The 9,484-nt window shown below is 71.3% G+C and carries 6 protein-coding genes and 1 pseudogene; 2 read left to right on the top strand and 5 right to left on the bottom strand.

Annotated features, from left to right (window positions below; translation table 11 throughout):
• Positions 1-356, top strand: a pseudogene (locus FPZ47_RS24645) (hypothetical protein); the annotation flags it as partial.
• Between the two features lie 177 nt (positions 357-533).
• Positions 534-1,001: a glucose-6-phosphate dehydrogenase gene (locus tag FPZ47_RS24650; protein WP_144956373.1), complete on the top strand. Its 468-nt coding sequence runs from the start codon at positions 534-536 to the stop codon at positions 999-1,001.
• A gap of 43 nt (positions 1,002-1,044) precedes the next feature.
• Here the strand turns inward: FPZ47_RS24650 and FPZ47_RS24655 are convergent, their stop codons facing one another.
• The 5 genes from FPZ47_RS24655 to smc form a co-directional block, all read right to left on the bottom strand.
• Positions 1,045-3,501, bottom strand: a complete 2,457-nt coding sequence (locus tag FPZ47_RS24655; protein ID WP_144956375.1) for a [protein-PII] uridylyltransferase — start codon at positions 3,499-3,501, stop codon at positions 1,045-1,047.
• A 36-nt stretch (positions 3,502-3,537) separates the two neighbouring features.
• Positions 3,538-3,876, bottom strand: coding sequence for a nitrogen regulatory protein P-II (glnB, locus tag FPZ47_RS24660; RefSeq protein WP_144956377.1), 339 nt, complete (start codon positions 3,874-3,876; stop codon positions 3,538-3,540).
• Positions 3,877-3,878: 2 nt separating this feature from the next.
• Entirely contained in the window at positions 3,879-5,294 is a 1,416-nt protein-coding gene (locus FPZ47_RS24665) for an ammonium transporter (RefSeq protein ID WP_144956384.1), read from the bottom strand.
• A 167-nt stretch (positions 5,295-5,461) separates the two neighbouring features.
• Positions 5,462-6,763: a signal recognition particle-docking protein FtsY gene (gene ftsY, locus FPZ47_RS24670; RefSeq protein WP_144956379.1), complete on the bottom strand. Its 1,302-nt coding sequence runs from the start codon at positions 6,761-6,763 to the stop codon at positions 5,462-5,464.
• Positions 6,764-6,830: 67 nt separating this feature from the next.
• A partial coding sequence (smc, locus tag FPZ47_RS24675) for a chromosome segregation protein SMC (protein WP_145039659.1) occupies positions 6,831-9,484 on the bottom strand: 2,654 nt, incomplete at its 5' end.

The raw sequence follows: 9,484 nt of genomic DNA on the forward strand, positions 1-9,484 counted from the left end.
ATCAGCGCGCAGCCACCATCAACCAGATCACCGAAAACAAGATCATCACAAGCCGGCTGAAAAATCAGGGTCTGATCAGTCGATACACCCGAGTGTTGTTCGTGGATGCCACGAAAGACCCTGCGGTCGAATCGTTCACGCTGAGCCGTCCGGAGCCGAAGCTGGACTTCAGCTTCACCTCGCACGCAATCTCCGTGCCGTCAATCCTGGCGACCGCCCAACAGTGCTTCGAACACGTTCCCGACGCCTACGTGCTGGCGATCCGCGGCTACGAATGGGAACTCCAGGAGGGCCTGACCAGCCCCGCGCAACACAACCTCGGCCACTCACTGGAGTTCTTGTCGACACCGCGGTAGCGCCGGCGCTCACCACGATCCCGGCACGCAGGCGAGGGGTGGTGAGGCGGCACTTCATTCGATGCAGGTCGCTCGGCGCGGCCACGACGGCGGCGCGCTGCCGTCCTGGCCGAACTCGTGCACAGCTGACGGGACGGGCGCACAATAGAGGTGTCCTGCGCAAACCTGGGAGCTGCGATGAGTGAGCGACCGTACGACTTTTTCGGTGAGATCTTCCACCGGTACTTCAGACCCGCAATCGACGCATATCCGCGAATGGGTGGCGCACTCGTGGGAAGGTTACTCACGCTGACCGACGACGTCGCCGACCGATTGACTCAAACCCGATGCGCCGCAATCGCATGGGGCAGGGCCGAGGCCCCGAACGCCAGAATCACCTCGGAGCTTTTCGTGATCACCCAACACGGACTGATGTATGCCGCCGGGTTGAACGGGTCGCGCCGGACGCTGTATTACCTGGCCACGCCGCCCGCATTGTTCGATCCTTTCGTCGATCAGGTCGACACCGCCGAACTGCGTGAGGGCGCGGTCGTCGTGGTGGACAGCCGGTTGGGCCGCGACCTCGCATCCGCGCATCCGATGGACGCCGCGCTGCGCCGGATACTCGATGAGCACCTGGCGCTGCGGGTGGATCTGCCGGCGTAACCATATCTTCGCCGCGGTCCATAATCTGCGGCGCAACGTCGGACTAGTCGCCGACGGGCTCCTCGAGCACCTCGACGGCGGGGCCGCCCAACACGGCCAGCAGGTGTTGCTCGACCACCGCGCGCGCGGACTGCTCGCTGTCCCCGGCCGGCGACGTCACGCAGAACACGTCGGCCGCGGTCGATCCGAAGGTGTTGACCTTCGCCCAGACGATGTCGGCCCCGGCCCGTTCCAGCGCCCGGGTCAACAGCGCCAGCAGGCCCACCCGGTCCATGGCGCGGACTTCCAGGATCAGCTGGCCGAAAGGCGCGGTCTCCAGCCACAGGATGCGGGGCGGGGCGGTGGAACGCGTGACGGGCACGCCGACCTGCACCTCGCCGGCCCGCGCGGTGGCGGCGCTCACCGCGTCGTTGTCGCGCTTCTCCAGCGTGCCCAGCACGTCGATGTCACCGGCCAGGGCGCCGGCGAACTGCTGGCGCAGCAGGCCCGCCTCGGGCGGCGAACCGAACAGCGGCGACACCACGAACTCGATGACCGCGACGTCGCCGTGGACGTTGGCCGACGCCGAATGGATCCGCAGCGAGTTCAGCGCCAGCACCGCGGCGGCGTTGGACACCAGCCCCCGCTGGTTCGGCGCGATCATCACGACCTGCAGGCGCTCGCTGCCGCCGGGCTTGACCTCCACCTGAATCCTGCGCTCGCCGGTCAACGAAAGATATTGCGGTGCAATCGGTTCAGCCCGCGGCAGCGTCTCACCGGCCATCACCATCCGGCAGCGCCGGACCAGGTCCTCGATCAGGGACGCCTTCCATTCGCTCCACACCCCGGGTCCGGTGGCCTTCGAATCCGCCTCGGTCAGCGCGTGCAGCACCTCGAGCAGCAGGGCATCCCCGCCCAGGGCTTCGGACACCGCCTCGATGGTCGCGGGGTCCTTCAAATCGCGCCGGGTGGCCACCACCGGCAGCAGCAGGTGGTGGCGCACCAGCTTGGACAGCAGCTCGGTGTCCGCGGGTGAGATCCCCAGCCGCGGACCGATCTTCAGCGCCATCTCGGCCCCGAGCACGCTGTGGTCCACGCCCCGGCCCTTGCCGATGTCGTGCAGCAGCGCGCCGAGCGCAAGCAGGTCGGGACGCGCCACCCGGGTCGACAGCGGAGCGGCGTTGACCATGGTCTCGACCACGTGCCGGTCCACCGTCCACTTGTGTGCGACGTCGCGCGGCGGAAGGTCGCGGACGGCGTCCCATTCCGGCAGCAGCCGCCCCCACAAGCCGGTGCGGTCGAGCGCCTCGATGGTGGCCACCGCGGTCGGGCCGGCGGACAGCACGACCAGGAAGTCGTCCAGCGCCTCGCGCGGCCACGGAGTCGGGAGGTCGGGGGCGTCGGCGGCCAGCCGGCTCAGCGTGCCGGCGCCGATCGGCAATCCCCTGTCGGCCGACGCGGCGGCCACTCGCAGCACCAGTCCGGCGTCGGTGCCGGGACGCGCGTCGCGGGCGAGCACGATTTCGCCCGCATAGTCGACGACCCCCTCGTCGAGGGGCCGCCGCTTCGGCCGCCGCACCAGGGCGGTGATCCCGCGCCGCGGCAGCGCGATCTGGGCGGTCCGCAGCCCCGTCTCGGCGTGGTAGGCGATGGTGCGGCCGGCACCGGACAGCATGCGGGCCAGGTCGAACCTGTCACCGAAATGCAGTGCGGCGCTGATCTCGTCGGCGAACTGGGCCAGCAGCAGGTCACGTCCGCGCCCGGACACCCGGTGCAGTTCGGTGCGCACGTCGAGCAGCGTCAGATAGGCGGCGTCCAGTGAGCCGCCGGGCATGTCCGGGTTGGCCATGCCGTGGCGGTCGATCAGCTGTGCGAGCCCGAGTGCGTCCAGCAACTGCACGTCGCGAAGACCGCCCCGCCCCGACTTCAGATCGGGCTCGGCGCGTTGGGCGATCCGGCCGCACCGCCGCCAACGGGCGTCGGTGATCTCGACCAGCTCGTCCATCCGGGACCGAATGGCGCTGCGCCACTGTCGCCGCGCCCCGGCGATCAGCTCCTCCGACAGCCGCGCGTCCCCCGCGATGTGGCGCGAGTCCAGCATGCCCAGTGCGGCCACCATGTCGCTGCCGGCCACGCCGAGGGCCCCCGACACGGTGCGCACGCTGTGGTCGAGCCGGATGTTGGCGTCCCACAACGGATACCACAACCCATCGGCGACCCGCTCGAGCACGTCGGGGGGCTTGCCGTCGTGCAGCAGCATCAGGTCCAGGTCGGAGTACGGCAGCAGTTCGCGGCGGCCCAGGCCGCCGACGCCGACGATCGCGAAACCGCTGTCGCCGGTGATCCCGATCTCGGCGGCCTTGGCCGCCAGCCAGGACTCGTGCAGATCCAGCCAGGCCCGCCGCAACTCCGCGGGGCCGAGCTCACCGCCCCCGGCCAGCAGGCGGCGCCGAGAGGCAGCCAAATCGGTTGCCCCGCAATCGCTTCCTGCTGCCGACGAGTCGGACCCGCTCGGGGTCATCCCTCCATGGTCCGGATCAACGACGTCCGGCGGGCGTCACAGCGCATCGGTCCCGCGTTCACCGGTGCGCACCCGCACAATGGTTTCCACGGGGCTGACCCAGACTTTGCCGTCACCGATCTTGCCGGTGCGCGCGGCCCGCACGATGCTGTCCACGACCTTGTCGACGATGGAGTCGTCGACGACGACCTCGATCCGGACCTTGGGCACGAAATCGACGGAGTACTCGGCACCCCGGTAGACCTCGGTGTGGCCCTTCTGGCGCCCGTAGCCCTGGATCTCGCTGACCGTCATCCCGAGGACGCCCGCGTCTTCGAGCGCGGTCTTGACGTCGTCGAGGGTGAACGGCTTGACGATCGCGGTGATGAGCTTCATTTCTACTCGGCCTCAACTTTCTCGACCACTCGTTCCTCCTCCAGGCCGTTCCGGGTGTCCCGCACGGCAACCCGGGTGGGAAGTACCGAGCCGGTCGTCACCGCGAAATCGTAACTGCTTTCCGCGTGCTCGGCCTCGTCGATGCCCGCGGCTTCCGCCTCGGGACTCAAGCGAAGTCCCATCGTGTATTTCAGGATCAACGCCAAAACGAGCGTGACCACACCAGAATAGATCAGGACGCTGAAGGCGCCGATCGCCTGCCGCTCCAGCTGGGCCCAGCCGCCGCCGTAGAACAATCCCCGCGACACGCCCGTGACGCCGTTGATGGCCGGGGATTCCGGCGCGGCGAGCAGGCCGACCAGCAGCGTGCCCGCCAGCCCACCGACCAGGTGGACGCCGACCACGTCGAGCGAGTCGTCGAAGCCCAGCTTGAACTTGAGCCCGACCGCCAGCGCGCACACCGCGCCGGCGATCGCGCCGATCGCCAGCGCGCCCAGCACGTTGACCGACGAGCACGACGGTGTGATGGCGACCAGCCCGGCCACGATGCCCGATGCCGCGCCCAGCGTCGTCGCCTTGCCGTCGCGGATGCGCTCGGTGGCCAGCCAGGCCAGCATGGCCGCGGCCGTCGCGATCGTGGTGGTCACGAACGTCGTGCCGGCCGAACCGTTGGAGCTGGTGGCCGAACCGGCGTTGAAGCCGTACCAGCCGAACCACAGCAGGCCCGCGCCGAGCATGACGAACGGCAGGTTGTGCGGGCGGAACAGGGTGGTCGGCCAGCCCTTGCGCCTGCCCAGCACGATCGCCAGCATCAGCCCCGCCACGCCGGCGTTGATGTGGACCGCGGTACCGCCGGCGAAGTCGATCGCGTGCAGCTTGTTGGCGATCCAGCCGCCGTGCCCGGCCACCACGCCGTCGAACGCGAACACCCAGTGCGCGATCGGGAAGTACACCAGCGTCGCCCACAGCCCGGCGAACACCAGCCAGGCGCTGAACTTCAACCGGTCGGACACCGCGCCGGAGATCAGCGCGACCGTGATGATCGCGAACATCAGCTGGAACGCCACGAACACCGTGGCCGGCATGCCGCCGACCAGCGGGATGTCGGTGGCGGCGGTGCCGGCGCTCGCGTCGGCCTTCACCGCGTTCCCGCCGATGAGGCCCTTGAGACCCCAGAATTCGGTCGGGTCCCCCGCGACGTTGCCCTTGTCGTCGCCGAAGGCCATCGAATATCCGTAGAGCACCCACAGAATCGTCACCACACCCATCGCGCTGATGCTCATCATGATCATGTTGAGCACGCTGCGGGCGCGGACCATGCCGCCGTAGAAGAACGCCAGACCCGGCGTCATCAACAGCACCAGCGCAGAACTCGCCAGCATCCAGGCGGTATCGCCGGTATCTGGCTGACCCATCATCGGGAATGTCACTCGCTACCACCTCCGGTCGGCCGTGAACTGGCCGTCAGACACGTGCCTGATGACCTGACCAGAACCTTGCGAGATGGTTGTTTCCGCGTTGGGGCCGCCGTGTTTCGGCGGCATTAACGTCGGCCCCGTTGGGTAAGGGGGCCGTGCAACGGGTTTCAGCCGAGCAGCGCGTCGACGAAGGCGGCCGCCTCGAACGGCGCCAGGTCGTCGGGCCCTTCGCCGAGCCCGACCAGCTTCACCGGCACCCCGAGCTCCTGCTGAACGCGGAACACGATGCCGCCCTTGGCCGTTCCGTCGAGCTTGGTCAGTACCGCGCCGGTGATGTCGACCACCTCGGCGAAAACCCGCGCCTGGGCCAGCCCGTTCTGCCCGATGGTGGCGTCGAGCACCAGCAGCACCTCGTCCACCTCGGCCCGCTTGGTCACCACCCGCTTGACCTTGCCCAGCTCGTCCATCAGCCCGACCTTGGTGTGCAGCCGGCCCGCGGTGTCGACGAGCACGACGTCGGCGCCCGCGGCGATGCCCTTGTCGACGGCGTCGAAGGCCACCGACGCCGGGTCGGCCCCCTCGGGGCCGCGCACCACCTCGGCGCCAACCCGGGACGCCCACATCTCGAGCTGGTCGGCCGCCGCGGCGCGGAAGGTGTCGGCGGCGCCCAGCACGACGCGCCGGCCGTCGGCCACCAGCACCCGCGCCAGCTTGCCGACGGTCGTCGTCTTCCCCGTGCCGTTGACGCCGACGACCAGCAGCACCGACGGACGGTCGGCGTGGGGCAGGACGTGGATCGAGCGGTCCATGCCCGGCTGCAGCTGCGTGATCAGCACGTCGCGCAGCGCGGCCTTGGCGTCGGCCTCGGTGCGCACGTCGCCGCCGGCCAGACGGCTGCGCAGCTGCGTCATCACCGACGCGGTGGCCACGGGTCCCAGGTCGGCGATCAGCAGGGTGTCCTCGACGTCCTGCCAGGAGTCCTCGTCCAGGTCGCCGCCGCCGATCAGGCCCAGCAGGCTGCGCCCGAACGCGTTCTGCGATTTGGCCAGCCGGCCGCGCAGCCGTTCGAGCCGGCCCTCGGTCGGCTCGATGGCCTCGATCCCGGGGCCTTCGGGCTCCTCGGGAGCGGGCGCCTCGGGGGCCGGCGGCGCTTCCGGCGGCGGCGCGAGGGTCTCGGGTTCGGGGAGCCCGACGTCGGAAATGGTGCGCCGCGGCGCGTCGCGGGGAATCGTCGCGTCGTCGCCTACTGCGGGCAGACCCGTGGTGTCGAGCCGCTCCTCGGCCGCTGCGCCCTGGCTGAACGTGATGCCCGACGACGCGGTGTAGCCACGCGGACGCCCGAGCGTGCCGGGTTCGGGCCGGGCCAGCCTGATGCGGCGCCGCCGGTAACGCACCAGCCCCGCCACCAGCGCGGCGATGACCAGCAGGACGGTGACGACGGCGAGGGCGATCCAAAATCCTTGCGACACGCTGACATTGTTCCAGCCGTCGGATCGGCGCGGGCAGCGGCAGCCGCCGGCGTCGGATCGGCGCGTGCTAAGGGGCGGCCGAGGCCAGCTGCTGCACCTGCTGGCCGCGCATGCGCTGCGAGATCACCGCGGTGATGCCGTCGCCCTGCATGGTCACGCCGTAGAGCGCGTCGGCGATCTCCATCGTCGGCTTCTGGTGGGTGATGATGATGAGCTGCGAGCGCGCCCGAAGGAGCTCGAACAGCGCGATCAGGCGGCGCAGGTTGGTGTCGTCGAGCGCGGCCTCGACCTCGTCCATGATGTAGAACGGCGACGGGCGGGCGCGGAAGATCGCCACCAGCATCGCGACCGCGGTCAGCGCCTTCTCGCCACCGGACAGCAACGAGAGCCGGGTGACCTTCTTGCCGGGCGGACGCGCCTCCACCTCGATGCCGGTGGCGAGCATGTCGTCGGGATGGGTCAACCGCAGCCGGCCCTCGCCGCCGGGGAAGAGCACCGCGAAGACCTCCCGGAACTCGCGTTCGACGTCGACGAACGCGTCACTGAACACCTGCAGGATGCGGGCGTCGACGTCGGCGACGACGTCCAGCAGGTCCTTGCGCGCGGCCTTGACGTCCTCGAGCTGGGTGGACAAAAAGTTGTAGCGCTCCTCGAGGGCGGCGAACTCCTCCAGCGCCAGCGGATTGACCCGGCCCAGTTCGGCCAGCTCGCGTTCGGCGCGTTTGGCCCGGCGCTCCTGGGTGGGCCGGTCATAGGGCATCGGGGCCGGGGCGACCACCTGCTCGCCGCGCTCGCGGGCCTGCTCGAACTCGGCCATCTCCAGCTCGCTGGGCGGCAGCCCGACGTGCGGACCGTACTCGGCGATCAGGTCGGCCGGAGCCATCCCGAACTGCTCGAGCACCGTCTGCTCGAGCTGCTCGATCCGCAGCGCCACCTGGGCGTTGGCCATCTCGTCGCGGTGCAGCGAATCGGTGAGGGCGGCCACCTTGGCGCCCAGCGCGTTCACCTCGTCGCGCGCCGCGGCCATCGCCGCCGAGCGCTGCTGCCGCTCGGCGACCAGCGCGTCGCGGATCTGCGACGCCGCGCCGACCACCCGGTCCAGGCGCGCGGCCAGCAGCCGCCCGGCGTCGGCCACCGCCGCGGCGACGGCGGCGGCGCGCAGCCGCGCGGCGCGCGCCTGCTCGGCGCGCACCCGGGCCTCGCGTTCGGCGGCGGCCGCCCGGCGCAGCGAATCCGCCCGCCCGCGCACCGCGTTGGCCCGCTCCTCGGCGGTGCGCAGCACCAGCCGGGCCTCCACCTCGACGCCGCGGGCGCTCTCGGCGGCGGCGGCGATCTGTCGGCGACTGATCGTCGGGTCCGGCTCGTCGGCCCGGACCTGCTGGGTCTCCTGGGCGTTGCGCAGCCGGGTCTCGAGCTCGGTGACCTGTTCGACGGTGTGCGCGCGACCGGACTCCAGTTCCTCGCGCTGCCGCAGCAGCCTGTGCCACTCCTCCTCGGCCGTGCGGGCGTCCTGCCCGAGGCGGCCGAGCTGCTCGTACATCGCCGAGATGGCGGTGTCGGACTCGTTGAGCGCGGCCAGCGCCTGCTCGGCGGAGTCCCGGCGGGCCGCCTGCTCGGTCAGCGCGCCCGACAGCGCCGCGCTCAGCTGGGCGACCTGCGCTTCCGCCGCGGCCAGCTCGCTGCCGGCCTTGTCGATTTCGGAGGTGATCTCCAGCGTGGACATCGTGCGGTCGGAGCCGCCGTTCACCCAGCCGGCGCCCACGAGGTCGCCGTCGAGCGTCACCGCGCGCAACCGCGGGCGGGCGGCGACCAGATCGAGCGCCGCGGCAAGGTCGTCGAGCACCGCGACACCGGAAAGCATGGCGGTCAGCGCGCCACGCAGCCGCGCCGGTGTCTCGACCAGGTCCAGCGCCCACACCGCCCCGCCGGGCAGCTCGCCGGGGCGCGCGGGGTCCTGCGGGGCCGGCCAGTCCCCCAGCACCAGGGCCGCGCGCCCGCCGTCGGCTTCCTTGAGCGCGGCGACCGCGGCCCGGGCCGCGCCGGGGCTCTCGGCGGCCAGCGCGTCGGCCGCCGAGCCGAGCACGGCGGCCACCGCCGCCTCGTAGCCCGAGCGGACCTTGACCATCCTGGCGAGCGGCCCCAACAACCCCGACCCGCCGTGGTGCTCGCAGAGCCAGGCCGCGCCGTTCTTGCGTTCCAGTCCCACCGACAGCGCGTCGATGCGGGCCCGCAGCGAAGCCACCTGGCGTTCGGCGCCCCGCTCGGCGGCCTGCAGCTCGGCGACGCGCTGGTCGGCCGACCGCAGCGCGGCCACGGTCCGCTCGTGGTGCTCGTCGAGGCCCATCTCGCCCTGGTCGAGCTCGCCGACCCGCCCCTGCACGGTCTCGAACTCGGCCCGGGTCTGCTGTACCCGTGCGGCGGCCTGTTCGATGCGCTCGGACAGCCGCGCGACGCTCTCGTCGATCGACTCGACCCGCGCGCGCATGGTCTCCACCTGGCCGGACAGCCTGGCCAGACCCTCCCGGCGGTCCGCCTCGGCGCGGACCGCCGCCAGGTGGGCCCGGTCGGCCTCCGCGGCCGCGCGTTCGCGCTCGGCCAGTTGCGCGCGGGCGGCGTCGAGCCGCGCGCGCGCATCGGCGAGCTCAGCCAGCAGCCGCTGCTCGGCGACTTCGACCCGCTGGGCCTCGGCGTCCAGCTCGTCGGGGTTTCTGGGGTCGGGGT

Origin of the sequence: Mycobacterium helveticum (assembly GCF_007714205.1) — a bacterium.
Lineage (GTDB): Bacteria > Actinomycetota > Actinomycetes > Mycobacteriales > Mycobacteriaceae > Mycobacterium > Mycobacterium helveticum.

Coding starts and splice junctions, on each gene's coding strand:
- FPZ47_RS24655 (WP_144956375.1), bottom strand. CDS start 3,501: ATGACCCCGAGCGGGTCCGACTCGTCGGCAGCAGGAAGCGATTGCGGG.
- FPZ47_RS24650 (WP_144956373.1), top strand. CDS start 534: ATGAGTGAGCGACCGTACGACTTTTTCGGTGAGATCTTCCACCGGTAC.
- FPZ47_RS24665 (WP_144956384.1), bottom strand. CDS start 5,294: ATGATGGGTCAGCCAGATACCGGCGATACCGCCTGGATGCTGGCGAGT.
- glnB (WP_144956377.1), bottom strand. CDS start 3,876: ATGAAGCTCATCACCGCGATCGTCAAGCCGTTCACCCTCGACGACGTC.